The organism is Streptomyces sp. NPDC058239 (genome assembly GCF_042882185.1).
Classification (GTDB): Bacteria; Actinomycetota; Actinomycetes; order Streptomycetales; family Streptomycetaceae; genus Streptomyces.
In genome coordinates this window covers 14,973-38,546 of the sequence record NZ_JBHVWS010000040.1, presented here as the reverse complement: position 1 = coordinate 38,546, position 23,574 = coordinate 14,973, and the positions used below count along the sequence as shown (strand labels likewise).

21 protein-coding genes and 2 pseudogenes are annotated in these 23,574 nt (G+C 69.1%); 15 read left to right on the top strand and 8 right to left on the bottom strand.

What is annotated here, in order from left to right; genetic code table 11:
* The first annotated feature begins 30 nt into the window (after positions 1–30).
* The 4 genes from ACFVYE_RS32775 (at position 31) to ACFVYE_RS32760 (ending at position 2,208) form a co-directional block, all read left to right on the top strand.
* On the top strand, positions 31–579 hold the full coding sequence (locus ACFVYE_RS32775) for a DoxX family protein (RefSeq protein ID WP_389607987.1): 549 nt from the start codon (positions 31–33) through the stop codon (positions 577–579).
* Positions 580–945: 366 nt separating this feature from the next.
* Positions 946–1,179: a hypothetical protein gene (locus tag ACFVYE_RS32770; protein WP_383972029.1), complete on the top strand. Its 234-nt coding sequence runs from the start codon at positions 946–948 to the stop codon at positions 1,177–1,179.
* A gap of 127 nt (positions 1,180–1,306) precedes the next feature.
* Positions 1,307–1,921, top strand: a complete 615-nt coding sequence (locus tag ACFVYE_RS32765; RefSeq protein ID WP_383972026.1) for a GNAT family N-acetyltransferase — start codon at positions 1,307–1,309, stop codon at positions 1,919–1,921.
* Positions 1,922–1,950: 29 nt separating this feature from the next.
* Positions 1,951–2,208, top strand: a complete 258-nt coding sequence (locus ACFVYE_RS32760; protein ID WP_389607986.1) for a hypothetical protein — start codon at positions 1,951–1,953, stop codon at positions 2,206–2,208.
* Between the two features lie 441 nt (positions 2,209–2,649).
* Here ACFVYE_RS32760 and ACFVYE_RS32755 read toward each other — a convergent pair whose 3' ends face one another.
* Together ACFVYE_RS32755 and ACFVYE_RS32750 are read right to left on the bottom strand one after the other, a co-directional pair.
* Complete coding sequence (locus ACFVYE_RS32755) at positions 2,650–3,012, bottom strand: hypothetical protein (RefSeq protein ID WP_389607985.1); 363 nt, start codon at positions 3,010–3,012, stop codon at positions 2,650–2,652.
* 23 nt (positions 3,013–3,035) lie between these two features.
* Positions 3,036–3,491, bottom strand: a complete 456-nt coding sequence (locus ACFVYE_RS32750) for a hypothetical protein (RefSeq protein WP_389607984.1) — start codon at positions 3,489–3,491, stop codon at positions 3,036–3,038.
* Positions 3,492–3,601: 110 nt separating this feature from the next.
* Between ACFVYE_RS32750 and ACFVYE_RS32745 the strand changes: the two genes are divergently transcribed.
* From ACFVYE_RS32745 to ACFVYE_RS32730, 4 genes are all read left to right on the top strand, one after another.
* Positions 3,602–4,537, top strand: coding sequence for a hypothetical protein (locus ACFVYE_RS32745; RefSeq protein WP_389607983.1), 936 nt, complete (start codon positions 3,602–3,604; stop codon positions 4,535–4,537).
* 134 nt (positions 4,538–4,671) lie between these two features.
* Positions 4,672–5,484, top strand: a complete 813-nt coding sequence (istB, locus tag ACFVYE_RS32740) for an IS21-like element helper ATPase IstB (RefSeq protein WP_389607982.1) — start codon at positions 4,672–4,674, stop codon at positions 5,482–5,484.
* Positions 5,485–5,568: 84 nt separating this feature from the next.
* Complete coding sequence (locus ACFVYE_RS32735) at positions 5,569–6,120, top strand: putative immunity protein (RefSeq protein WP_389607981.1); 552 nt, start codon at positions 5,569–5,571, stop codon at positions 6,118–6,120.
* Positions 6,121–6,860: 740 nt separating this feature from the next.
* Positions 6,861–7,775: a serine protease gene (locus tag ACFVYE_RS32730; RefSeq protein WP_389607980.1), complete on the top strand. Its 915-nt coding sequence runs from the start codon at positions 6,861–6,863 to the stop codon at positions 7,773–7,775.
* Between the two features lie 673 nt (positions 7,776–8,448).
* Here the strand turns inward: ACFVYE_RS32730 and ACFVYE_RS32725 are convergent.
* Positions 8,449–8,604: a hypothetical protein gene (locus ACFVYE_RS32725; RefSeq protein ID WP_389607979.1), complete on the bottom strand. Its 156-nt coding sequence runs from the start codon at positions 8,602–8,604 to the stop codon at positions 8,449–8,451.
* 437 nt (positions 8,605–9,041) lie between these two features.
* Here ACFVYE_RS32725 and ACFVYE_RS32720 point away from each other — a divergent pair, with 437 nt between their 5' ends.
* Together ACFVYE_RS32720 and ACFVYE_RS32715 are read left to right on the top strand one after the other, a co-directional pair.
* Positions 9,042–9,650, top strand: a complete 609-nt coding sequence (locus tag ACFVYE_RS32720; protein ID WP_389607978.1) for a hypothetical protein — start codon at positions 9,042–9,044, stop codon at positions 9,648–9,650.
* A 405-nt stretch (positions 9,651–10,055) separates the two neighbouring features.
* Positions 10,056–11,468 (top strand): RHS repeat-associated core domain-containing protein, encoded by a 1,413-nt coding sequence (locus ACFVYE_RS32715; protein WP_389607977.1) that lies wholly within the window; start codon positions 10,056–10,058, stop codon positions 11,466–11,468.
* Between the two features lie 248 nt (positions 11,469–11,716).
* Here ACFVYE_RS32715 and ACFVYE_RS32710 read toward each other — a convergent pair whose 3' ends face one another.
* Positions 11,717–11,944, bottom strand: coding sequence for a hypothetical protein (locus ACFVYE_RS32710; RefSeq protein WP_389608019.1), 228 nt, complete (start codon positions 11,942–11,944; stop codon positions 11,717–11,719).
* Here ACFVYE_RS32710 and ACFVYE_RS32705 point away from each other — a divergent pair.
* Both ACFVYE_RS32705 and ACFVYE_RS32700 read left to right on the top strand, forming a co-directional pair.
* A pseudogene (locus ACFVYE_RS32705) lies at positions 11,922–12,026 on the top strand (transposase); the annotation flags it as partial. The gene ACFVYE_RS32710 and the pseudogene ACFVYE_RS32705 sit on opposite strands and share 23 nt — an antisense overlap.
* An 870-nt stretch (positions 12,027–12,896) precedes the next feature.
* Positions 12,897–13,114 (top strand): annotated as a pseudogene (locus ACFVYE_RS32700) (IS630 family transposase); the annotation flags it as partial.
* A 6-nt stretch (positions 13,115–13,120) separates the two neighbouring features.
* On the opposite strand, the gene ACFVYE_RS32695 reads toward ACFVYE_RS32700, so the two are convergent.
* Positions 13,121–14,146, bottom strand: a complete 1,026-nt coding sequence (locus ACFVYE_RS32695) for an NAD(P)/FAD-dependent oxidoreductase (RefSeq protein ID WP_389607976.1) — start codon at positions 14,144–14,146, stop codon at positions 13,121–13,123.
* Positions 14,147–14,239: 93 nt separating this feature from the next.
* On the opposite strand from ACFVYE_RS32695, the gene ACFVYE_RS32690 reads away from it, so the two are divergent.
* The gene (locus ACFVYE_RS32690) at positions 14,240–14,452 is read left to right on the top strand and encodes a hypothetical protein (protein ID WP_383971999.1); all 213 of its coding nucleotides are present in this window, start codon (positions 14,240–14,242) and stop codon (positions 14,450–14,452) included.
* Positions 14,453–14,596: 144 nt separating this feature from the next.
* Here the strand turns inward: ACFVYE_RS32690 and ACFVYE_RS32685 are convergent, their stop codons facing one another.
* Positions 14,597–15,325, bottom strand: a complete 729-nt coding sequence (locus tag ACFVYE_RS32685; RefSeq protein ID WP_383971996.1) for a transposase family protein — start codon at positions 15,323–15,325, stop codon at positions 14,597–14,599.
* Between the two features lie 258 nt (positions 15,326–15,583).
* Between ACFVYE_RS32685 and ACFVYE_RS32680 the strand changes: the two genes are divergently transcribed.
* Positions 15,584–16,393 carry a hypothetical protein gene (locus ACFVYE_RS32680; protein WP_383977855.1) on the top strand — a complete coding sequence of 270 codons (810 nt, stop codon included), beginning with the start codon at positions 15,584–15,586 and terminating at the stop codon, positions 16,391–16,393.
* Positions 16,394–17,166: 773 nt separating this feature from the next.
* On the opposite strand, the gene ACFVYE_RS32675 is transcribed toward ACFVYE_RS32680, so the two are convergent.
* Positions 17,167–17,520: a beta/gamma crystallin domain-containing protein gene (locus tag ACFVYE_RS32675; protein ID WP_383977858.1), complete on the bottom strand. Its 354-nt coding sequence runs from the start codon at positions 17,518–17,520 to the stop codon at positions 17,167–17,169.
* 679 nt (positions 17,521–18,199) lie between these two features.
* On the bottom strand, positions 18,200–19,162 hold the full coding sequence (locus ACFVYE_RS32670) for a helix-turn-helix domain-containing protein (protein ID WP_383977861.1): 963 nt from the start codon (positions 19,160–19,162) through the stop codon (positions 18,200–18,202).
* Positions 19,163–19,253: 91 nt separating this feature from the next.
* Between ACFVYE_RS32670 and ACFVYE_RS32665 the strand changes: the two genes are divergently transcribed.
* The gene (locus tag ACFVYE_RS32665; protein ID WP_389607975.1) at positions 19,254–23,483 is read left to right on the top strand and encodes a S8 family serine peptidase; all 4,230 of its coding nucleotides are present in this window, start codon (positions 19,254–19,256) and stop codon (positions 23,481–23,483) included.
* The last annotated feature ends 91 nt before the right edge of the window (positions 23,484–23,574 follow it).

Here is a 23,574-nt window from a genome sequence, read left to right as displayed (position 1 = left end):
CATCGTTCGCGACTGAGAGGCCCGCGCCCCATGCCTGCCACCCTCCGCACCACCGGCTTGCCGTCCAGCACCCCCCAGCCCGGCACCCCTTCGCTCCGCGCCTATGACGGAGGCCTGCTCCTGTTGCGACTCGCGCTGGGCCTGACTGTCGCCGCACACGGTGCACAGAAGCTCTTCGGCTGGTTTCACGGCGGCGGCATCGAGGGCACCGGCCAGTTCTTCGAGATGAGCGGCTACCCCTCCGGCGACACGATGGCTCTGATTGCCGGGCTCAGCGAGATACTCGGCGGGCTCGGTCTCGCCCTCGGCCTACTCACTCCGCTTGCAGGCGCAGCTGTCTTCGGCACATTGATCAACGCAGTGGCCGTCAAGTGGGGTGGTGGTTTCTTCGCTCCCGAGGGCGTCGAGTACGAGGTCCTGTTGGCCGCTGGCGCGGCCGCGCTGGCGCTCACCGGACCTGGCCGGATCGCCGTGGACCGCTTCCTGCCGTGGCTGCGGGCTCACCGCCTTGGGTACGGCGTGACAGCCGTAGCGCTCGGCGCAGTGACCGCCGGCCTCGTCCTGCTCATTCGCAACTGAGCACAGGGAGAGCATGGAACCGGGCAGGCACCCGGCCGTCCGGCGGTCGAACACGGCACGGTGACTGGCCCTCTTCTCTCCATGGAGGGCCGGTGGCTCGCATCCAACACTCACGAGGGTCCGGTGAGAACCGGGCGTACTTCTCCAGCTTTACGTGGTGCGCTTCGGCCAGACCTGGAGCAGGTAGTGCTCTGCGATCGGCTCGCCCTCGTCCTGCACGCCATCGGGGTTGATGTCCCGGCCCCGAGCGTGCAGCGCAGTCGGTATTCGCCGGGCCCTGCGTGAGCGAGGTTCGTCTCGTACGGCTCCTGCGGGTCTTCGCCGGTATCGCCCACGAGTGCGCTGTAACGGAAGCCGCCGGTTGGTGTGGCGGGGTCAGCTTCCTCGGCCTCGTCCCAGGACCTGGCCAGCTGGGCCCTGCACCGACTGCGGCACTCCGCGCTCACCCATGATGCCGAAGGCGGCACCTGCACCCCGATGCTGCTGGCCCGCTCCCGCAACGCCTCCGTCCGCTCCGTGGAGCGGTACGCCCGTCTCGGCGTCGATGCGGTCGCCCGGCACGTCGTCGAGCGCGACCCCGGCGCCCGCCGCCGTCGGTGAACCTCCAAACCCACCGTCGGGCCACTTGCCCCTGATGTCCGAGCCAGGGCTACCGGGCCGTGAAGTGACAGATGGCTCAACCTGATGCTCCTGGGAACTCGCCTTCCGGCAAGATCGTTCAATCTGCATGCCGCACCACCCAGACGCCCCTGCCGCACGCCCCATCACCGACGCCGACATCCCTACCGCTGTCGAGACTCTCGCCCGGGCCTTCGCTGACTACCCCTACACCCGGCACGTGGTCGCCGCAGACGACCACGTGGACCGGATCCGACGCTTCCAGGAGCTCTGCTTGACTCGCGTCGGGATGGTGTACGGCCGCGTGTGGGTTGCCGACAGGGGCCGCGCTGTCGCGGTCTGGGCCACCCCTGACCGGGACCCCTCGCCCGCTTTTGCCGAGGTCGGCCCGCTGCTTGGCCACCTCACCGGTGACCGGGCAGCTGCCTACGAGTCCGCGGAGCAGGCCATCGCTCCGTACCGGCCGCAAGAGCCGGCGTGGTTCCTCAACACGGTGGGAGTCACCCCTGAAGCCCAGGGGCGGGGCCTTGGCAGCGCGGTGCTAGTTCCCGGCATTGAGGCGGCTGCCCGCGCTGGGTACCCGGCTTTCCTGGAGACCTCCAGCGAGCGGAACGTGAAGTTCTACGAGCGCCTCGGCTTCAAGGTCACAGCCGAGGTCCTGCTTCCCGACAATGGCCCCCGCACGTGGTGCATGCACAAGGACCCCCGCTGGGGCCTGTTGTGAAAGTGCGTCATCACCGGCATGGTCGGCGCATGAACGCAAGACAGGTAGCGGCCTGCGCCGCCGCAGCCGCGGCGGTCGCGGCGGCCATCACCGGCGGCATCTGGACCACTCAGGCCACGGAAGCCGACAGCAAGCCCACCCAGCAGGAACGGGAATGCACCCGGATCCTGGACCGCATCGAGAACGGGGAACGCGAGTACGCCGATTACATAGCGGCGGACACGATCCCGCCCGAGTGCGTCCCCGAAGCGTTGGAGCGCGGCCCGCTCGACGAGGAACAGCGTTGAGGCCGCCCGCGTCGCGTCTGGCCCCAGGTGTATTGCCCCACGAGGTTGGGGACGGCAGTTCGTCGACCAGCGCCGGACCCACCGGCCCAGCGAGGAGTAGCGCGCGCCGAGTGACACCGAGTGGCAGGAATTCCGTGACCACTTCAGTCTCCGCAAGGTCGCCCTCGGTACCTGCGACCGCCCGTACGGAACCCCTTGCCAGCATGAAAACGCTTGCGTCAGATGTCCCATGCTCCGCCTGGACCTGGCCCAGGAACCCCGGCTGCTGGAGATCGAGACCAACACCCGTAAGCGTCTGGGGGAAGCCCAGCGGATGCAGTGGCTCGGCGAAGTCGCCGGACTGCAGGAGAGTCTGCGGCACATCGCCACCAAGAAACAGCAGGTCGAACGACTACGAGAACAAACTGACCAGGTGAAGGCGGAGAGAATGCGCTCGGGTGATTACACGTCCCGGCGCCTCCCGCCAGCCCTTTGCAGCCATTGCTTGGCTGCGCCGCTGTTCTGCTGGGCGACCCAGCAGTCGAAATCCTCCACCAGATAGGCAGGGTCAACCGGCTTGAGCCGAATCTGTGGGCGCTCGTCCATCCACCAGATCTCGAAGTCAGTCACAGTCCCCTCAGCCGGCCATCGGGCAGGGTCGCGCCGCGACATAAGGACAAAATCGACGAAACCGCCTACAGATAGCCCCAAATCAACGAAAATGCCGATGGCACCGGGCTTGGGAACACGTACGATGGTCCCGGTCAAGCATTCGCCGATCCGCAGTCGAGATCGCAGTTGCTCCCATGGTTCATCAACAGGCATCCCGCCATCCTGCCCGATCGGATCTATGGCTGGAGATCTTCGTGAAGTCCTTCGATCCTGTGACTCAGTCCAGCGTAGGCACCCCTTACCTCCACCAGGCTCCAGCCCGGGTGTTCCTCTGAGGCTTCGGCATCCCGGCCCTCGTCGAGGCATTCGAGTACGGCAAAGGCCGTATCGTGAACGATGCTCTGAACCAGACCAAGCAGGTCACCCGGGTCAGCGCCAGCGGCTAGCAGCCGTTGAGCAGCAGGAATCGTAGTCAATGCACCTGCACGGGCCCACGAATCGACCGCCTGCCGGCGGATGGCTCGCAGTATGAGGAAGCGCGCGAGCTGCGGGATGTTCTCGCTGATCTCCGAGCGCGTCCAGCCTTCCGGATCCTCAGCGCCCAGTTCTTCGAATCGATCTCGCAGCTCACCCGCCACGTCCTGCTTGTCCTTGGGCAAGGTGGCCAACCACTCATCCCGCGCAGCAGTCATCGCAGCAGAATGTCAGCACCGCCGAGCGCACCGGCGTCTGGGATCCCTGAGGAAGCAGGGTTCAGTTAGTGCAGAGAAGGGTCTATGCCTCGCAGGCCCAGGAGTCTTTCATGGAGGGCCATGTCGCGGCGTTCAAGGTCCTGGGCGGTGTCCCGTCCCGGCATATCCGTTACGACAACCTGAAGCCCGCGGTCAACCGGGTCTGCACCAGCCGCAGCCGGGTGGAGTCGGAGCGGTGGACCTCGTTCCGGTCGCACTACGGGTTCGACGCGTTCGACTGCATTCCGGGTCAGGAGGGCGCCCATGAGAAGGGCCGGGTCGAGCAGGAGGGCGGCCGGTTCCGGCGCACGCATCTGGTCCCTGTTCCCGACGTCGTCTCGCTGGAGGCCCTGAACGACCGGCTGCGGGAGATCGACGCGGAGGAGGACGAACGGATGCTGTCCGGGCGGCTGACCAGCGTCGGGTTCAACTTCGTCTCCGAGACCGATCTCCTGCTGCCGCTGCCGTTCGAGGAGTTCGAGTGCGGCATCACGCTGACGCCGAAGGTCGACCGCAGCAGCCGGATCACCGTCCGCCAGTGCCATTACTCGGTCCCGGCCCGGTTCATCGGCCAGAACGTGCGGGCCTTGCTGCGGGGCAACGAGCTGCTGGTGTTCGAGAAGCGGGAGATCGCCGCCCGTCGTCCCCGGCTGACCAGGCGCGGAGAGTTCCGCGACGAGCTGGATCACTACCTGGAGATCCTGCTGGCCAAACCGGGGGCTATGGCCGGTTCGACCGCTCTGGTCACCGCGCGGGAGACCGGCTCGTTCACCGAAGTGCACGAGGCGTTCTGGGCGGCGGCCCGATCGGCGCACGGCGACGCGGCCGGGACACGGGCACTGATCGAGGTTCTGCTGTTGCACCGGCGCATGCCCGCGGCCGCCGTCCAGCAGGGCAATGGCCGCTGCGATCCGGGCGGGCGCCACCACCGCGGACGTCGTCGCCGTCGCCCGCAAGGCGGCCGCGCTGGTCCCCGAACCGTCCGAGGACAGCGGCGAGGAGAGTGAGCCGCCGCCTGGGCGGAGCCCAGCGGGGCGGTCTCCCTGACCGCCCGCAGGGCCCAGCTGCCCGAGGACAAAAGGCCGTTGCCGACGGTCTCGCACTACGACCAGCTGCTGAAACGCCAACCGAAGGGCACCGCATGACCACGACCGAGACCGTCACCCAGATTCCCTCGCCCCGGCGCGACACCGGGCCCGAGGAGGCGGTCGACACCGCGATCGACGAGGCTTGCCGCACGCTCCACCTGCCCACGATCCGCAGCCGGGTCCAGGACATGGCCGGCGAGGCGATGCGCCAGCGCTCCAGCTACAAGGACTTCCTGGCCGACCTGCTGGGGGCCGAGTGCGCCGAGCGCGAGGAGAGGCGCAAGCTGCGGCTGGTCCGGGAAGCGAACTTCCCCCGGCCCAATCGGCTGGAGGACTTCGTCTTCGAGGAGAACCCGAACGTCACTCCCGAACTCGTCGGCACCCTGTCGGACCCGGCCTGGGTCAGGGCGGGGCAGCCGCTCTGCCTGATCGGTGACTCCGGCACCGGCAAGTCGCACCTGCTGATCGGGATCGGCACCGCCATGGCCGAGGCCGGGCTGAAAGTCCGCTACACGACCACGGTCAACCTGGTCAACGAGCTGGCCGAGGCCGCCGACGAGAAGAAGCTCTCGCGGACCATCGCCCGCTACGGACGCGTCGATCTGCTCTGCCTGGACGACTTCGGCTATCTCGACCTGGACAAGGCCGGGGCGAAGCTCCTGTTCCAGATCTTCACCGGGCGCGAGGAGCGGCGCGCTATCGCGATCGCGTCGAACGCACCGTTTTCCGAGTGGAAGCAGACCTTCACCGACCCCCGGCTCTGCACCGCGATCGTCGACCGCGTCACGTTCAACGCACACATCGTCGAGACCGGCACCGAGTCCTACCGTTTCACCCAGACCCAGCGCAGGCGGCGCCGCAGCTGACTCCTGCCTCGACCCTCGGCAAGGCTGTGTCCCAGAGTCTCCGTCTGAGACCGCAGGTGATCGCTCGATGGGAGAATCGGGTCCGTGACGATCGGATCTGAGGACTTTGAACTGACCATGGACGAATTGCGCGTCGTCGCACACTACGCTCTGGAGAGCGCTGAGGAAGTTCTTCCTGTGTTCGAGGACTCCAACCCCGGCGATCCTCGGCCTCGTGCAGCCATCAACGCCGCACGGGAGTTCGTGAACGGCGCCAAGAGGACCAAACTTCAGCGCATCACCTCCTTGGACGCCCACCGGGCGGCAAAGGAGGCGACCACGGAGGCCGCACGGCTCGCTGCACGCGCCGCCGGAGATGCCGCCTCTGCGGCCTACCTGCATCCGATCGCGAAAGCCACCCAAGTCGGTCACATCCTGAGAGCCGCCGCAAGCGCCGCGCGCGTTGGAGAATTGAACGCGGAAGATGATTTCGCCGTCGGGCTCCGGCTGATCGAGGAAGCTCGACAACGCGCCACACCCGTCCTGATCGATGTTCTGAACAGATACCCGCTGGCGCCGACTGGCAAGAGCCGTGCTGCACAGCTCATGACCATCCTGGACGCGTCCCTGCGCATGCCCCGCCAAGCTGAGGGTTAGCTTCGACACCGCAGCTAACCCTCGTCGACAACCGCGGCCGTTCCGGGTCCGGCAGCCAGGTCCCAGTGCCGGCCGAACCAACGCCCGTTCTCGTCCAGCCACCGCGGACACTGGGCGGTCCACGGTCTCAGCCGAGCCGGATCGGCAGCCTCCACGCACCTGTCGGGGGCACGCTGACGGCAGGCTGACCGAGGCTCCCAAACTACCGCGAGACCCCACCCCCAGGGCCAGCGGAACCACTCGATCGAAGTGGGGCCAAATCACCTTGCTACAGGAGCGTGAATCACACCGCCTCACGCCCCCTCCAGCCCAACCACGGAGCCAGAAAACGTCCGTCGACTGGAGCCCGAAAACGTCCTCAGAAACAAGCACCGGCTCCGGGCCCTGGCCCTCTCGGGCCAGGGCCGCAGCAGAGGCTCGATCAACTCCCACAACTCGTCGTCCACGATCCACGGCCGGTTCCCCACACCCCACAACCGGGGAATCATCACACCGGTCACCCCTCACCAGCACACCTCGACACGACCGTGTGACGAGCTCAAGGCGCCGGGACGGTCGGCCTTTGTGTGCCCATGGCCAAGGAAGACAGTCCCGGTGCGGCGGCCGTCAAGGGAGCGGAAAGAGCCAGGACGGGGTGGCGGGGTAGCGGGGAACTTGGCTGTACGCCGACAATGCGGTCACCCTTCGCCGCCCGGGGGCCACCGGGCTCCCGGGCAGAACCGAGAGGATCGACCATCACTATGCGCAAGCCTCTCCTCGCCACCCTCACCGCCGTGGCCCTCGGTGCCGCCGCCTTGGTAGGCACCACAGGCACGGCAGCCGCAGCACACGACCGCGCGAGCGGGGCGACCCCCACTGCCGCAACGGCCGCCGTGCACCCTGACAGCACGCCCGCCTCGGTGACAGCCGCCTCCTTCGCCGGCACCGTGGCGCTCAGCAACTGCTCAGGCTCCCTTGTCCGCATGCCGAACTCTCAGGCGACGGACCCGGGGCTGGTCATGACGAACGGCCACTGCCTCGAAACCGGCTTTCCGAGCGCGGGTCAGGTCATCACCGACCAGTCCTCCACCCGCAGCTTCACGCTGCTCAACTCCTCGGCCGGCACCGCCGGAACACTGAGGGCGAACAAAGTCGTCTACGCGACGATGACCGACACGGACGTCACGCTCTACCAACTGACCAAGACCTACGCCCAGATACAGCAGTCCACGGGAATCGCTCCGCTGACGCTGTCCGCGACCCACCCGGTGCAGGGGCACGCGATCGATGTGGTCTCCGGCTACTGGAAGCGGGTCTACTCCTGCTCCGTCGACGGATTCGCGTACCGCCTGAAGGAGGGCCAGTGGACATGGAAGGACGCCGTCCGCTACACCCCGGAGTGCCAGGTCATCGGGGGCACCTCGGGCTCACCGGTCATCGACAGGACGACCGGGCAGGTCACGGCGATCAACAACACCATCAACGAGAGCGGTGAAAGCTGCACCCTCGACAACCCCTGCGAGGTAAACGAGCAGGGGGCCGTCACCATCCGCGAGGGGATCGGATACGCCCAGGAGACCTACGGCATCCCCGCCTGCTTCACGACGGGCAACAAGCTCAACCTGTCGGCCACGGGCTGTACGCTTCCGAAGCCGACAGCGGTATCGGCACGCTGAGTTGACGCTTGAGGGGGCAAGGGAAGCTCGCCCACACCCCGGCACTCCCGGGCCCTAGTCCCCCGGTCCGCCCGCCCGGCACCATTCGGATGCCACCGGACCTCGTCTGGTGCGGCGAATCCTGAGCCCCCGCCGGCCGTCGTCGACGCCGGTTGCAAGCTCGCCAGACGCACGGGTACGCGAGCCGACAACGGCATAGCGCGGAGGGGCACCGGCAAGCCGCTGCCTGCCGGTGTCCTCCGTGTGCGTGGCTTCGCTCAGGGAGCCGCGTCGCCGGGTCGCTCACATGGGGGCCGGTTCCGGTGTGCCGCCGTGGCGGGGTCCTTATGGGTTAAGCGGCGTGCAGGCCAGGTTCCACACGCCGAGAATCGCGGTCGTCTCGCAGCGAAGCCGGCCCTTGCTGGTGCAGCGGTGGGCGCAGGCCGCTGTGTGCGGGGTGTCGGGGGGATCAAGGCCAACCCCCGGCCTCTCACCTCATGTCAGTGACAACCCGCCACTGGCGGCTAACGGACCAGCAACAGAACCCCATAACCGCACCCACCGCGAATGACTCTCAGCGCCCCCATCCAGGCCGCCACCACCTGGGCCAGCCGATATCCCCCAGCCACCCCACGCAGCGAAGAGCCGGCCCCCGACCGGGCCTGCTCCTCTCACGTCCGTAGAAGTCAGGCACCTACCGGTCAACGGCGCGGGCGCGGAGTCGGGCGAGGATGCCGTTGTCGCGGGCGGCCTCCTCGGCGGCCCGGTGCTCGCGTTCGGCTTCGCAGCGGGTGTGTTCGCAGGCCAGGCACAGGCCGCCCTCAGCGGGGCGGTACGCGTCCGGCCCCACGGTGCCGGGCCCGACAATCGCTCTGGCCGGACGGACACTCCCCTGTGGCTTCCCACCCGGCCAGTTCCTCGCGCCGTCGCTGAGCCTCCACGGCCCAGGCCGCTTCCTGCTCCTGGCGGCGCCTGTCCTCCCGGGCGTCGTACTCCTTTTCCGTGCCGGTGGCTGCGTAGGTGAGAGCGGAGAGCGAATGTCGGTGATTCTTGGCATCGGTTCGCCGTCAAGAGGCCGTGAGGGTCTGTGCAGTGGGCTGGCATCCGATCGCGCTCGATCGAAGGTCGGGATCGAGCGCATTCCGCGTCAATCCACGACAGGTATCAGCCAATCACCGCCGTAGGACCACACCCGCCCGGCGCACCTTCGTTGATCTTGGGCAACGGGTCGTGGCGATGCCTCCCGGTAGCCACGACGGCCCGACCCGTCCAGGACGAGGAGCACGTGTGAGCACCAGCAAGTCGGAACCCCCTGAGGTCACCGCCGTCGGCGGTGACCTCCAACCGCCCCCTGAACACCTTGCACCCCCGGAGCCCACCGCCGCCGAGGCCCGTGACAGGCTCCTGGCCGCGATCGGCCGCGAGGCCGGGCACGTCGCCGACACCCACGCGGGCCGCGCCTCCGTCGCACTGGGGGAACTCGCCCACGCCTATCGGAACCTGCTCACCGGCACCTCGCAGGCGGACGTCGCTCTGCTCGTCGTCCCGGCCGACGCCGGCGGCTTCGAGGGCGCCTTCACCAGGAACACCGCCGCGCCGGCCGAGATCCCCGCCGCTACGACCGAGGCCCGCGACGCGCTGTTGCGCGCCATCGGTCGCGAAGTCGAGCACGTCGCGGCCACGCAACCGGGCCAGGCATCCGCACCACTGGCCGAACTCACCCGCGCCTACGCCCTGGTGACCACCGGCTCCACCGCCGCCGCCCAGGCCAGGCACTCGATCAGCCTTGTCGCCCACGTCCCCACCAACGGTTTCTACGTCGTACCCGTGGACCCGGACCTCGTCAACAAGGACCAATACATGAGCTTCAGCCCGACGACTGGAGCAACGCGGTAAGCCCGGTACACGCAACGGCATCCGGGCGCATGCCGACCCGTTCGCAGCCACGACCACGAACCGGCACCGATATTTCTCCGTGGCGAACCCCGCTGACGCTCTCGGGCTCTGTCTCAAGGCACGTGAACGACCTTGGCCGTGCACCGAATCGGCACCGGAAACGGCCAATCGTCACCGGGACGCCGGGACCAGCCCTGCACTGATCCGCACCGCTGCCGACCCGGCGCAGGCCGACACCCCCACCGAGTACGGCGCAGCAGGGGGATGCAGGCACGGCTGCCCGCTGTGGGCCCCGGCCCGTGGTCGGCTGCCGCCCCACCAGCCCCCAGACAGCCGATCCGCTCAGCTCAACCCCATGTCCGCCCGAGGGCCGGACAGCACCCAGAAACACTCGAAGGAGCACTCGTGACCGGCAACACCCCCGAACCCACCGCCGAGACGGTCAACGCAGGAAGGCAGCGAGGCCCGGCCCGGGTCACCCTGCCGACCACACCTCAGGAGAAGACGGTCGACGTCCGTTCAGCCACCCACGCGCTCGACTTCATCCGAACCACCGAGGGCCACCTCAACGAGCTGACAGGCGTCCTTCAGCGGATGCGCGTGCTGTCGATCCAGTCGGCGAACGGCGCCTACAGCGAGGAAGACCGCTCGGCCATCCAGATCGAGGTCGATCAGCTGACCGACGAGATCGCCCGCATCGCCGACCAGGCCGACTTCACCAAGATGCGGATGCTCACCGATGCCTCCGCAGAGACCAACGTGAAGGCGGCCGATGAGCTGGGCATGACACCCGCAAAGATCAACACTCCCGCGTCGCTCACCACCGCCCAAGCATCCTGGACCCTGCGCGTCCACGCGGGCGCGAACACCAACGAGGCGCTGGCCGTGAACATCTACGCCGCCAACATCCAGCATCTCTTCGCCGGTGAGGCCGCCGCCCCGACCGATCAGGGCGCAGCCGCCCCGGCCGTTCAACAGGACGGCGCAGGAGCCCAGGGCGCGGCCGCCCCGGCGGGTCCGGTGAACGTCATGACTGCGATCGACGCCAACTCCTCCATCTCGAAGATCGATGTCGCAATCAAGACCGTCACGGACCAGCGATCGAACCTGGGCGCGTTCAGCAACCGCCTGGAGTCCGCCATCCGCTCTGCAAACGTCACGGACGCCCGCGACAAGCTGCTGGACGCCATCGGCACCGAAGCCCAGCACGTCGCGGAACAGTCCCCGGGCCAGGCATCGACGGCGCTGGCACAACTCGCCGACGCCTACACCCTGGCGGCCAGGAACAACATCCTCACCCAGGCCTCGCAGGCGATGCTCGCCCAGACCAACCAGCTCCCCCAGGGCGTTCTCCAACTGCTGCGCAGTGCGCCCATCGCGGAGGGATCGGAATCAACCAACGTGGAAGGTTCTGCCGACAGTTCGGTACAGCAGATCCCGGTGCAGATCATGGTGTCGGAGGTACCCGCTGCCACGGATGCCCGCGACAAGCTGCTGGCGGCCATCGGCACCGAAGCCCAGCACGTCGTGGACACGTCTGCGGGCCAGGCATCCGCGGCACTGGCGGAACTCACCCGGGCCTACTCCACGGTGGCCTCCCCTGAAGCAGGCCTCGTGAGTCTCCTGGGGTTCAACGGGGAACGGCCCGACCCGGTGACGGGGCACTACCTTCTGGGGAACGGCTACCGAGCCTTCAACCCCGTGCTCATGCGGTTCCCATCCCCGGACAGTTGGTCTCCCTTCGGTGAGGGCGGACTCAACTCCTACGCATACTGCCTGGGAGACCCCGTAAACCGCGTGGACCCCACCGGGCACTGAGGTTCCCGGACGCGGCCGCCTGACTGGGCTGCGCCTGCCCGAAGGCGATGTCGCCCGCTGGACGTGGCCTATCGATCAGACACCAGAGATCAACGAAGCCACTTCCCCTCCCGTTCCTTGCCCTACCGCTCGTCGGCACGGGCGCGGAGACGGGCAAGGATCCCGTTGGAGCCGGCCGGGCCCCGGCAGCGATTGTCTGTGTCGCCTGTTCACGGCAGGTGTGTTCGCAGGCCAGGCACAGGCCTCCCTCAGGGTGGCGGTACCCGTCCGGGCCCACGGTGTTGGGCTCGACATCCGTCTGGCAGGACGGACACTCCCAGGCGGCTTTCCAACCGGGCCAGTTCCTCGCGCCGTCGCTGGTCCTCCACGGCCCGGGCCGCTTCCTGCTCCTGGCTGCGCCGGTCCTCCCGGGCGTCGTACTCCTCTTTTGTGCCGGTGTTGGTGGGGGCGTCGGTGTCCAACGTCCTGACGTCCATGCCGGGAATCGGCGTCAGGACCGGAGCCAGGATCCTCATCGAGGTCGGCGACGGCAGCACCTTCCCCGCCGCCGGCCATCTCGGAAACGCGCCGCGCATTACGTACACCACAGCGACGGTGTCGACGGCGGCCGCAGCAACGTCGACGGCCGGCCGGTCCCGCTCCCACACCGCCGCGGCCAGAAGGCGCCAGCGGGGCGGTCTCGGGAGGCATGCCTGCCCTCGGCAGGCGCCGTCGACTGCTCGAAAACGATTGGGATGTCGGCGCACCGGCTGCTGACCGGGCAGGGCCGTCCAGAGCACTCTGTTTGCGCTACGCCGTCGGCGCTGATCAGACTTCTTCGTTCAGAGTGGTGACTCGTCGACGCGGTCGTGTGTCTTGTCAGATCGGAGAGTGATGGTGGCTGCGGCCTGAGCAAGGATCGGCAGGTGCGGGGCTGCGAACTGCCATGACAGGGGCGTCGGGACGCCGCTCTGGCGGGAGGCGATGGCGGCCGTGTGGTGGCCGTACTGGGAAGCGAAGGCCGCGAATCCACGGGCGCATCCGTCAGGGCCTGCTGCTCATCCAGTCGGTCGTTCCCGCAGATGAGGTCGTTGACGGTTCGTCGGCCAGAGGCCAGCACTTCGACACTGGTTTGGGAGGCATGAGGCTCCCGAGGCCGGGACGGAATGTTTCGGTGCCACGACGGACTCGCCCTGGCTCTTCCCTGGTGCCCTCGCGGGTCAGCACCTCAGCCACCACCGGCTCGGAGCCCGGCTGAAGCGACTGGGCATCTATTCCTGCCCCGGCCGGACGTCCGCCCAATGGGGCTCTCCACCCAGCTGCCAGCTGCGGTCCTCGCAGAACTGCTCGGCATCAGCCCTGAGACGGCCACCGCCTCGACTCAATCTGGCGGGAACTGGGCTCGATACGCCGCCGAGCTCCCCGACCGACCGCATCCACGGAGATGAGCACTTCACCCCGACCGGCTCCTAGTGGATCAACCAGGTCGAACGGTGGTTCGGCTTCCTGGCCGACCAGTTGATCCGCCGCGGCGCACACAAGAACGTCCAGGCCCTCAAAGCCGATATCCGCACGTGGTCGAGAACTGGAACGAGGACCCCAAACCGTTCATCTGGACCAAGACGGCCGAGGAGATCCTCGACTCCCTCGCCCGTTTCTGCCGGCGCAGGACACTAGGGGTTCCCGAGTTGCTCCGCCGCACGCAGCGCCAGCGAGGCCGCGAGCGTCACCCCGGGGTGCGCAGCCAGTGCGACGACCGCCGGAGCGCTCGCCAGCGGTGCGCAGAGCACGCCGTCGCCAGTCGGGATCGGGCGGACCCCTATGGTCACGTCCCCCAGCACCGGTTCCCGCGGCAGTCCGAACGCCTCCCTCACGGCACTCAGGGACGCACGCACCCGCGCCCGCGTCGCCGTCTCCGTCTCGCCCGGAACCACGTCCTCAGCGCCGACGAAGCCGTGCCGGGCGGACGGCCTGATCTCGAAGGCCGGCGTGGACACCACCCGGTCCAGGCGCAGTTCCGGCGCGATGAAGGTGAAGCGCGCGGCCGGGACACCGGGCACTTCGATGTGCTCGCCGAGCTGCTCCGCGAGGGCGGGCAGGCCCGTCCCGCAGGCGAGTACGACCCCATCGACGACGAGTGCCACTCCGGTGCCCTGCAGCTCGTAGCCGCCCGCCCGCCGCGCCCGGATGCGATCCACCCGAGCGGCGACGACGGTGGCCCCGCCGGCCCGCGCGCGGGCGAGGAACGCGTGGCGCAGGTCGTCCGGCTCGACCATGCCCTCGTCGCTCGCGTGCGCGACGACCGGCGGCGGCACCCGCAGGCCGGGAAGGATCTGCCGCAGAGCCTCCGCCTCGACGGTCGCGACGCCGGGACCCGATTGCTCGGCGAATCGAGCCGTCGCGGCTGCGGTCGATGCCCAGCTCACGGCGCCGTTCCAGGTGATGACGCCGCGCAACGGCGGCGTCGCCGTGACGTTGCGCAGCACGCCGAGCGACCGGGCGAGCTCGTTCCGATCGCGCGCGCCCGACGGCGGCTCCGCCGCCGAACCGTGCGAGTTGAGCCAGCCGAACGCCGCATCCGTCACCGGCGGCCGCGACTCCTCCGCCGTGCAGACCACGACCGACAGGCCGCGGCGCACGAGCTCGTCCGCCACCGCCGCTCCCAGCGCGCCCGAGCCGACCACGGCGACACGCATCATGCTCTCCCGAACCATTCGCCCACCTATGTTTCCTCGGCGACCATGTGCACCGCACGGCGACGCAGCTCAAGCGGGTACCGGGAAGGTCGTGCCATGACTCGATCCTTTCATGAAATCGAGTCTCCATTCGAGCCGGGGCGGTTCAGCCTTGCACGCTTCACTCCCGGCACCTTCTTGTGCTTTGCCTGCGATCTGAAGGTGCCGGGCGAGGAACTTCAGGAGCTGTTAGACCTCGGCCAGGAAACGATGCTGGAGAAGAACCTCCGCAACTTCCTTGGTTCCGAGCCGATGGTTCCGCAGATCTAAGAGGCGGACCGGGAACCCGACGAAGACTTCCTCACGGGCCGCTGAAGGCAGCCTTGCACCAGGCATTCCTCAAGTTCTGTTAGCCGGGGTTACCAATACGCGTGGCCGTCCGGGGATCCTTGCACTGGCCCCCGACAGGTGAGGTCACGAGGCAAGCAGTACCTTTCCGGGGCTGCTGCATCGGCCAGACTCTGCACGGTTTCGGTAGGTCATCCGGAGTTCGCGGGCGACCGCGCGGCGGCTGTGTCTTTCGCCGAGCATTCCGTGGACGATGGCGTGCTTCTCGCGAGTTCGGTCGGCGAACCGGTGCCCAGTCGGCCAGGGCGACGCCCCGGCTTCGGGAGCCGGTGGCGTGGTGTCGCTCCCGGAGCCGGGCACCGCGAATGGCCGACGCAGGCATGCCCGATGGCGCGATACGTATCGCTCCGCGGCCTCACCGAGGTTGTACCGTGCTGCGGCTGACGGAGATGCCGAATACGTCCGTAAGGCGGGCTCCGGCGCGGCCGGCCGAAGCAAGGCCACCTCGGCCAAGGCCGAACGCAGTCGCTCAGTCCGCTGAGCGTGACGGCGGGTCAGTCCGGGGATCTGCTCAACAAGGGTCTGCCGTCCGCAGGATGTGTCCGCGCAGGCGAACCGGCGGACCTGCAGGCGCAGCACCACACGCGTTCCCGCGCTTGGAAGATCAGCAGGAAAACGCAGGTAGGACCCGTGAATCCGGTTCGACCACCTTCCGCAGCCCGGACACTCAGCATCGGCAGGCTTGCGCGTGACGCCGATCCAGACCGCCTCGCCGTCGTACTCCACCGACATCACCGCGACTTCAGGGTCCGCCAGGAACAGGAGTTCTTCCAGTCGGAGCAGCGCATCATTCACGGACCCGAACCTCGGGCACGCCACAGCAGCCACAGGGCATTTCAGGACGATCGAAGAGAGCCACTACGAAGATCAACGGTCACGGAACATGGATGCACCAAAGGAGTTGAGTCAGAACCCGAGTTTCGACAGCACCGTGCTTGCCTCGGGCCGGCTGGGGCACGGTGTCGTCGCTCCTCCGGACCGTACGCCGCAGCGCGCGTCTTGCCGATCACCCCGGGCCGGCACAGCCCGAAAGAGACGGCCTAGAGTGGCGAAATGTCACTGCCTGCCGCCCGGACCGCCCTGGACCTGCTCGATGCGCACCTGGAGGCGCTCTGGGACGGAACGGACCTCCCGCTCCCGCAGGGGCCGGTCTGCCTTGCAGCGGAAGGAGGGGGCGAGCTCGCCCGCTGGGCCCTCGACCAGCTCCGGCGCATCCCCTGCGAACCGAAGGACACCTTTGCCCGCCAAGTCGGCGGTCTGCTGGCGGAGTTCCGCTGCCGTCGCTGTCCCTGGAACGCGGCGGCGCTACGGCTGCTCGACGACACGTACACCTTCGCGGCTACCGGCCCCCGGCGGCACGAGGACTGGGCGCACGACGTCCACGCCGTGCTGCACCGGTCGGTCCCCGACCCCCGGGGCTGGGTCCGACTGGACAGGGACCGCACCAACGTCGCCCGCCACACGGTGCCCGCGTACCCCTTCGACCCCCCGGACGCATCAGAGTTCCCCGACCGCCTGTACCCCCTGGAGGCGGAGACGGCGGTCGCCGCGCTCGCCATCATGGCCGAGGAATGGCAGTCGGAGCCCGCCCCCGTCCGCTCCCGCCCGGACCGGGACGCCGTACTGGCGGATGCCCGAACCCTGCTCGACCGGTACGGGCCCACCGCGCGCTACTGGACCAACGCGACGGCCGCCGCCTCCGACCCGGCCCAGGACTTCCTCGCAGCAGGCCTCCAGGGCACCAAATCCCGTGGTTTCCTCACCTCCGAGTACCTCAACGGCCTCGACTTCTTCGAGGACCTGGGCCTGATCGCGGTGACCGACGACGAGGTGGGCGTCTTCTGGTCGTTCGGGGCGTACTGACGACGTTCGGAGAAGGCCACCCGGCGACCGTCCACCACCGCCTTGGCGACCCCGCGGCCGGGGCACCGCCCTCCGCCGCCTTTGAGGCGGGCCGTGCCCCGGCCAACCGCCTTCGGGTGCCGTTCCACTTCGCCTCCCCGGACGTCCCCGATGGCGAGGCCCCGCGCCGGCGGACAGCCCAGGGTCTGTCCGGAGAGGCGTGATCGGAAGGTGGATCGAGACGACGCTCGGGAGCAAGGCCAGCCGCCGGGTGCCTCCCGTCCGCTTCGCGATCACGCCCTCCAGCCCCGCGGTTCGGGTCATCTCCACGGCCTGCGCTCCGTGCCCGACGACCGCTGCGGGCGTCGACCAGTGGGCCCCGTCCAGGCCCAGGCCCTCCAGGAGGGTCCGGCGCTCTGTGTACGGCATCTTGGCCAGGCTGCTGTGTCCAAGGAACACGACGTCGAACAGGACCAGGCGAGCCGGCGCGATCTGGGCCTTGCGGGCGGCATTTTGCCGGGGATCCGGTCGGCCCCGTCCGGGACTGCAGCCGCTCGAAGTCGCTGCGCCTCTCGCTGTCGAGTGCGACGATCTCGCCGTCCAGGACCGTGGGCCTGTCGAGCGCGGAGCCAAGGCTGTCGAAGACCGGTGGGCGTTCGAGGTGAAGCACGACGCGAGTTCCGGGTAGGTGGGAGTAATGACCGCACCGGACCGGGCCCGCAGGGCCATGTGTCCCGGCCACGCCCGGAAGAGCGTGGCCGGACAGTCATTCCCCGCAACCGGATGTCAACTCGTCACAGGATCTGGATGGCGACAACCTTCGGTGGCTGGTTCGGGAAGGTGATGTCGTGCCAGCGCTCGATCTTCACCGAGTCACCGTTGGCGTCGTAGTAGATCAGGTCGTTGTTGCCCGTGGAGATCCGGTCGACCCACCACCCGCCGAAGTCGGTCTTACCGCCGTTCGCGTAGCAGTCGACGCTCTGACGGCCCTCGAAGTGCGACCAGATCTTCAAGAAGTTCTCCCCGCCGACACATTGGACGTGGTCGATGGCGAAGGCGTTCCCGCTCGGCATACTGACGGTGAGCGCGGCAGTTGTGGCGAGTGCCACGGCCACGGAACGCGCGGCCTTCTTGCTTTTCGAGATCACAGATTCTCCTTCACGCGAAGGCCGGCGCACGGGCCGACCCTGTCGGGGATGTTGCGTCATGACGGAACGGTGCTTCGTCGAGCCGACAACGGGATACGACCCGCCAGGCGGCCATGAGACCCCATCGGGCAGCTCGAACGATGCTGTCTCCACGCTACAAACGAAATGGGGCCATACCGGCTGCAGCCAGGGAAAACACATCAAAAAGGTGATAACCCGAGGTGAGGCCGTGGCATACGGTTGAGCAGGCAACAGCCCGAACCCATTTCTCGCCCTCCGCCGCGACAAGCGCGTCGACGTCGAGAAGGACCTCCCACTCGGGAGAATCCTTGCGGTACTGCTCCAATGCCGTACGCCGCCACACACCACGCACGTTCCCGGCGTCCCGCCAGAAGTTGTAAAGGAATACTGCGCGCGACGGGCGGTGCAGGGAATACGGTCCGAAGCGTCCAACACCTCCCGCAGGCAATCCTTCGGGGAAGCGAACCCGGCATCGGCGGCCGGCACCGCCTCCGTCTCGGCGTTCCGCTCGGCCACCCACTCGCGCGTGGCCTCGCCCGCGATGTCTCCAGCCACAGGTACGGGACTTCATCGGTGACAAGCCGATTTGTGCAGGCATGGAACGCGCGCCGAGACCACATCCACTCGTTGCCGCCCCACCTGCTGCCGACGTGCTGTCTCACAACCAGCCGCGGCGGGCCGCGATCACTCCGGCCTGGAAGCGGTTGGCGGCACCGAGGAGGTCGTGCAGGCGGCTGATGCGGCGGCGCATGGTGCGCACGGACCAGCCGAGCTGGCGGGCTATCGCCTCGTCCTTGAGGCCGCCCACCAGGAGGGTGAGGACGAGTCGGTCCTCCTCGCCGAGGGGGTCCTCGGCGGGGGCGTTGAGGGGCAGGGCCTGCTTCCAGCACATTTCCCAGTAGCCGGTGAGGGCATCGAGCAGGGTGGACGGGCGGATCACCGCGGCGCGGACGTCGTTGAGGTCGAGGGAGAGCGGCATCAGAGCGAGCTTGCGGTCGGCGATGGCGAGTTTGATGCCCAGGCCGGGCAGGACGCGGGCCTGTTCGCCGTGCCGGACCAGCTCGCGGATGTCGTCGAGGACGCCCGGCCATTCCAGGGCCTCGGGGGCGTAGACCGCGCGGTACCGTACGCCGCGGCCAAGCGCTGTCGCCTCCACCGGGTTGGAGGTGGTCAGGGCGTACGGCGGCCGGTCCAGGGTCATCACGTCCTCGTGGGCCTCCTGCTGAAGGCGGACGAACCAGCGGCCGAGCGCCTCGCTGCCGGTGGTGATCTCCACCTCGTCCTCATAGGTCGCGCCGGTGCGCGCGGCGGCGAACAGCCGGGACAGTTCGTCGGCCGCTGAACGGACCTGCTCCAGCTCATTGCTTCTGGCCCGCACCAGCGCCTCGACGGCGGCGCCGGGCTCGATCGCGGCGTACCGGCGGCGGGAACCGGCGAGTCGGCCGACCAGCCCGTGGTCGCGGAGCCGGTTCAGCGCCCTGGCGACGCGCTCGGCCGAACAGTCGAGATCCGCGGTGAGTTCGGCAGGCGCCGCCGTTCGCCTGGTCAGGACGGCGCGGTAGACGCTCTCGTCGAACGGATCGATGCCTGCCGCCGTGAGTTGCGGTGTCTCGGGAGTCATGGACGGATGGTGGCCCAATTGTGCCAGCGGCAGCAATGGGCCACGGAGATCAGTTGTGCGGCAAGTGCCCTCACCACTAGGACCTTTACGCATGGCAATGAAGTCACGAAGATCGCGTCATGCCGCCCTCGCCGCCGTTGTTCTCGCCGGCACGTTGGCGGCTGCACCGGGTGCCGCCAACGCGTCCACGCCCGACCCGTCGCAACGAGTGCTCGTCGAACTGTCCGGGAACCCAGCGGTCACCGCCGCGCCCGGTGGATCGCTGCTGTCCGCCGAGGCCGCCCGCGGCGTCGGCGCCGCCCGCCGCGCGCTCGACACTCGGCAGGAGACGTTCCTCGGCTCGGCGAAGAGCGCCGGGCTGCACCCTTCGGCGACCCGCAAACTAAATCTGCTCATCGATGCCGTGGCAATGACGGTGCCCGCGTCCGAGGTGGGGCGGCTGTCCTCGCTGCCGGGCGTCACCGCCGTCCGCCCCGACACCCGGGTGCTGACGAAGACGGACGTCAGCGTGCCGCTGATCGGCGCACCCGGCGTCTGGCAGCGCAAGGACCCGGCCGGAAGCCGCGTCACCGGCAAGGGGACCACTGTCGCGGTCCTGGACAGCGGCGTGGACTACACCCACCCCGACCTGGGCGGCGGACTCGGCAAGGGGCACAAGGTCGTAGGAGGGCACGACTTCGTCAACGGTGACGAGGACCCGATGGACGACAACGGCCACGGCACCCACGTCGCCGGCATCATCGCGGGCAAGGCGGCTGAGAAGGGCGGCGTCACCGGCGTGGCGCCCGGCGCGAAACTGCTGGCCTACAAGGTGATGGACGCCGACGGCTCCGGCTACACGTCGGACATCATCGCCGGAATCGAGGCGGCCTCCGATCCGGCCAACCCGCACCGCGCCGATGTCATCAACATGAGCCTCGGCGGCCCCGGCGACGGCACCGACCCGCTGGGCCGCGCCGCGACCGCGGCCGTACAAGCCGGCGTGGTCGTGGTGGCCGCGGCCGGCAACGACGGACCGGGCACGGGTACGGTCAGCAGCCCCGCAACGGCGGACGGCGTGGTCGCGGTCGGCGCGTCGACAAGCAATCTGCGGCTGCCCAGCGCCTATCTGGCCAGCAAGAAACCCGAGTTGATCCAGACCTACCGCGGCATCCTGTCCGCGAACCCGCCGGAGCACCCCGTCACGGCGCCGCTCGTCGATGTCGGCGAGGGCACTGCCGAGGACTGGAAGCGGGTCGGCGACGTACGCGGAAAGATCGTGCGGGCCGAAATGCTCATCGCCTCCGACGCCCGGTACTTGACTGCGAACGCCGTGGAGTGGGCGAAGGAGGCGGAGAAACGCGGCGCGATCGGCGTGCTGGCCGGCCTGCCCTCCAACGACGGCCCGGTGTTCGTCGCCGGAGCACCGGAAGAGGTCCGGCCGCCGGAGGTGAACCCTGAACCGGGCGTGGCCCAGGTGCCGTCCCCGTCCGCGCGGATCGACGCCTCCGGCGACTCGCTGCGCATGGACCACCTGGTGGTCATGGGCATCGACTCGACCCAGTACACGGAGTTGAGCACCCGACTCGCCGCCGGGAAGGTCTCGGTGACGTTGCGCGGCACCGACACCACCGACCGGATCGCCTCGTTCTCCTCACGCGGTCCCGCACAGGACTTCGGTTTGAAGCCCGATCTGGTCGCACCGGGAGTGGAGATCCGCTCCACCATGCCCAAGGCACTGTACGGGCCCGGCGAGTACCGCATGTCGGGGACATCGATGGCGACCCCGCACGTCGCCGGCGCCGCGGCCCTGCTGCGCCAGCTGCATCCCGGCCGGGCGCCTGCCGAGATCAAGGCCGCGTTGGTCGGCACCGCGAAGCCGCTGAGCGGCAGCGGGCCCACGACGCAGGGCTCGGGCCGGCTCGATGTGGCCGCGGCCGCCTCGGCCACGGTCAGCGCCTCGCCGGCGTCGGTGTCGTTCGGACTCGCCGATCTGTCCCGGCGTCACGTCGGCGGCATCGCGAAGGTGACGCTGCGGAACTCCGGCAAGCGGCCGATCGCGACCTCGCTGCGGGCCGACGGCCCGGCCACGGTCTCGGCGAAGCGGGTCACTGTACCGGCCGGGGGGACCGCGACAGTCACGGTCTCGCTGCGCGTCGCCCGACCGGCGGCCGACACCGAGATCAGCGGCCGTCTCACGGCGACTCCCGACCGAGGAGCGGCGATCAGGGTGCCCTATCTGCTCGCCGTCCGGTATCTGGCCGTCCAGGCCGCACCCGACCCGAGCGACGGTCACTCGACCGTGCACATCGCCCCGCCGACCCGGCTGGCAGCACCGCCGGTCGTCACCGTCACCCCGCCTCGCGGCAAGTCCGTCGACGTCACTTCCACGCTCGATCCCGCCAGCGGCTACTACCGGGCCGCGGTGACCGGCAGCGTGGCCGGCGCCTACCGGGTCTCGGTACGCGGCACCGCCGGCACCGGGCAGCGGCTCACCGGCGCCAGCGCCTTCGAGGTCACCCCGGTCGACAGCCGCGGGGACCGCTGGGAGCCGGTCGGCCCCAACAGCGAGGCCGGTTCGGTCGCCCTCTCGCCGAGTCGGCCGAAGCAGGCCGTCCTCACCCAGTACCAGAAGGCGGCTCCCTGGCTGACCACCGACAACGGTGCCTCCTGGCGCCAGTTGGGCCGACTGCCCGTCGCGGACGGCACGGGTCCGCTCGTGGTGGACACGAAGAATCCCGACCGCTGGTGGTACGCCGTGAACAGTGTTCACGACGGCAGTCGGCGGGGCGCCATCCTGCGCACCGATGACAACGGACGGACCTGGCGCACGCTCGACGTCCCGGACACCCGCATCGTGGCGCTCGCCGCCGATGAACGGACCCGCACCCTGGTCGCGGTCACCTCGGACGCACTGCTGGTCAGCACAGACGCGGGCGACCACTGGACGACGTATCCGACCGGCGTCACCGGCGGCATCACCGCCGCCGCCGTCACCGGTGACACCCTCTATATGACGACGTATCACGGCGTCTGGGCCCGCTCCGGCATCGGCTCGGGCAACCCCGGCGAGGCACGCCTGCTCTTCGCCCCGTCCGGCGGGGGCGTCGGCGGGCTGGCCGCCGACTCCTCGGTCGTGGCGGTGTATGTCCCGGGCCGGGGAGTTGTCGGTTCCCGTGACGGCGGGGAGACCTGGACCACCCTGCTGTCCATGACGGACGGCGGCCTCCGCCTGACCGTCTCGGGTGACGACCTGTACCTGAGCACGCTGTCCGGCAGCGGCCGTCTCAGCCGCGACCACGGTCGGACGTGGACCACGGTCGCTGCGCCGTCGCGCGCGGCGCTACCGATGGACTACGACCGTTGGGCCGACGGTTCCGTCACCGTCTCCAGCGAGCAGGACGGTCTCTACCGGGGTGCGGCGGACGGCACCGGGTATCGGCGGATCGGTGTCCAGGGACTGACCGTCAACGATCTCGCTGTCAGTGACGGCCATCTGCTCGCCGCCACCGACAGCTCGGTCTACCGCACCGCCCTTCCCGTCGCGAGCCCGGAATGGGGCCGGTCGGGCGGCGAGGGCATGAGGGGCGTGACTGTCCCGCAACTTGCCGTGTCGGCCAAGGATCCGAAGGTGATCTGGAAGGTGCGGCGCACCGCGTTCGGCTCATTCACCGTCGAGCGCAGCGGCAACGGCGGTGCCACCTGGGAGAAGAAGGGCAGTTCGGCCGAGGTGCCGACGGCGCTCCTGGTCCACCCCGCCGACCCGAACCGGGTCATGGTCAGCTTCCGAAGCCTTCTGGGCCAGGGGCTGTTCGCCACCAGCGACGGCGGCGCGACGTGGAAGAACCTCTACCACGAGCGCTCCTTCGACACCATCGCGGGCGACCCCGCAAATCCGCTGCGCCTGTGGCTCGGCAACACCGCCGGTCTCTACCGGTCCGACGACGGCGGGGTGACCGTCACCAAGGTCGCCGACGGCCCGGTGACCGCGATCGACCTCGACGGACGGCGCCTGGTCATCGGCGGTGAGAGTGTCCACGTCAGCACCGACGGCGGCCGGACCTTCCGCACCGCGGACACCGGCGCTCTCGCGATCCATGTCTCCGACCTGCTCCGGGTCAAGGACACGCTCTATGCGGCCACCACCAGCTCCGGGGCGAGCGGCCTCCTGCAAGGCGGCCGCGGCGTACTGCGCAGCACCGACCACGGTCTGAGCTGGCACAACATCTCCACCGGCCTGCAGAACACCGACACCACCAAACTGGCCGCGAGCCCCGACGGCCGCACGCTCTACGTCGGCACCGTCGACGGCGGCGTGCACCGTCTCAACCTGCGCCACTGATCGCTACGGACCGGGCGCCCGGACCGGGGGTCTGTCCGGGCGCCCGGTCCACGCGCCGGCGCGGCCGGTGGATGAGCGCAACGACCACGAC

Coding starts and splice junctions, on each gene's coding strand:
- ACFVYE_RS32670 (WP_383977861.1), bottom strand. CDS start 19,162: ATGACTCCCGAGACACCGCAACTCACGGCGGCAGGCATCGATCCGTTC.
- ACFVYE_RS32750 (WP_389607984.1), bottom strand. CDS start 3,491: ATGACTGCTGCGCGGGATGAGTGGTTGGCCACCTTGCCCAAGGACAAG.
- ACFVYE_RS32745 (WP_389607983.1), top strand. CDS start 3,602: ATGGAGGGCCATGTCGCGGCGTTCAAGGTCCTGGGCGGTGTCCCGTCC.
- ACFVYE_RS32710 (WP_389608019.1), bottom strand. CDS start 11,944: ATGGACGTCAGGACGTTGGACACCGACGCCCCCACCAACACCGGCACA.
- ACFVYE_RS32665 (WP_389607975.1), top strand. CDS start 19,254: ATGGCAATGAAGTCACGAAGATCGCGTCATGCCGCCCTCGCCGCCGTT.
- ACFVYE_RS32775 (WP_389607987.1), top strand. CDS start 31: ATGCCTGCCACCCTCCGCACCACCGGCTTGCCGTCCAGCACCCCCCAG.
- ACFVYE_RS32695 (WP_389607976.1), bottom strand. CDS start 14,146: ATGATGCGTGTCGCCGTGGTCGGCTCGGGCGCGCTGGGAGCGGCGGTG.
- ACFVYE_RS32680 (WP_383977855.1), top strand. CDS start 15,584: ATGTCACTGCCTGCCGCCCGGACCGCCCTGGACCTGCTCGATGCGCAC.
- istB (WP_389607982.1), top strand. CDS start 4,672: ATGACCACGACCGAGACCGTCACCCAGATTCCCTCGCCCCGGCGCGAC.
- ACFVYE_RS32765 (WP_383972026.1), top strand. CDS start 1,307: ATGCCGCACCACCCAGACGCCCCTGCCGCACGCCCCATCACCGACGCC.
- ACFVYE_RS32730 (WP_389607980.1), top strand. CDS start 6,861: ATGCGCAAGCCTCTCCTCGCCACCCTCACCGCCGTGGCCCTCGGTGCC.
- ACFVYE_RS32690 (WP_383971999.1), top strand. CDS start 14,240: ATGACTCGATCCTTTCATGAAATCGAGTCTCCATTCGAGCCGGGGCGG.
- ACFVYE_RS32755 (WP_389607985.1), bottom strand. CDS start 3,012: ATGCCTGTTGATGAACCATGGGAGCAACTGCGATCTCGACTGCGGATC.
- ACFVYE_RS32760 (WP_389607986.1), top strand. CDS start 1,951: ATGAACGCAAGACAGGTAGCGGCCTGCGCCGCCGCAGCCGCGGCGGTC.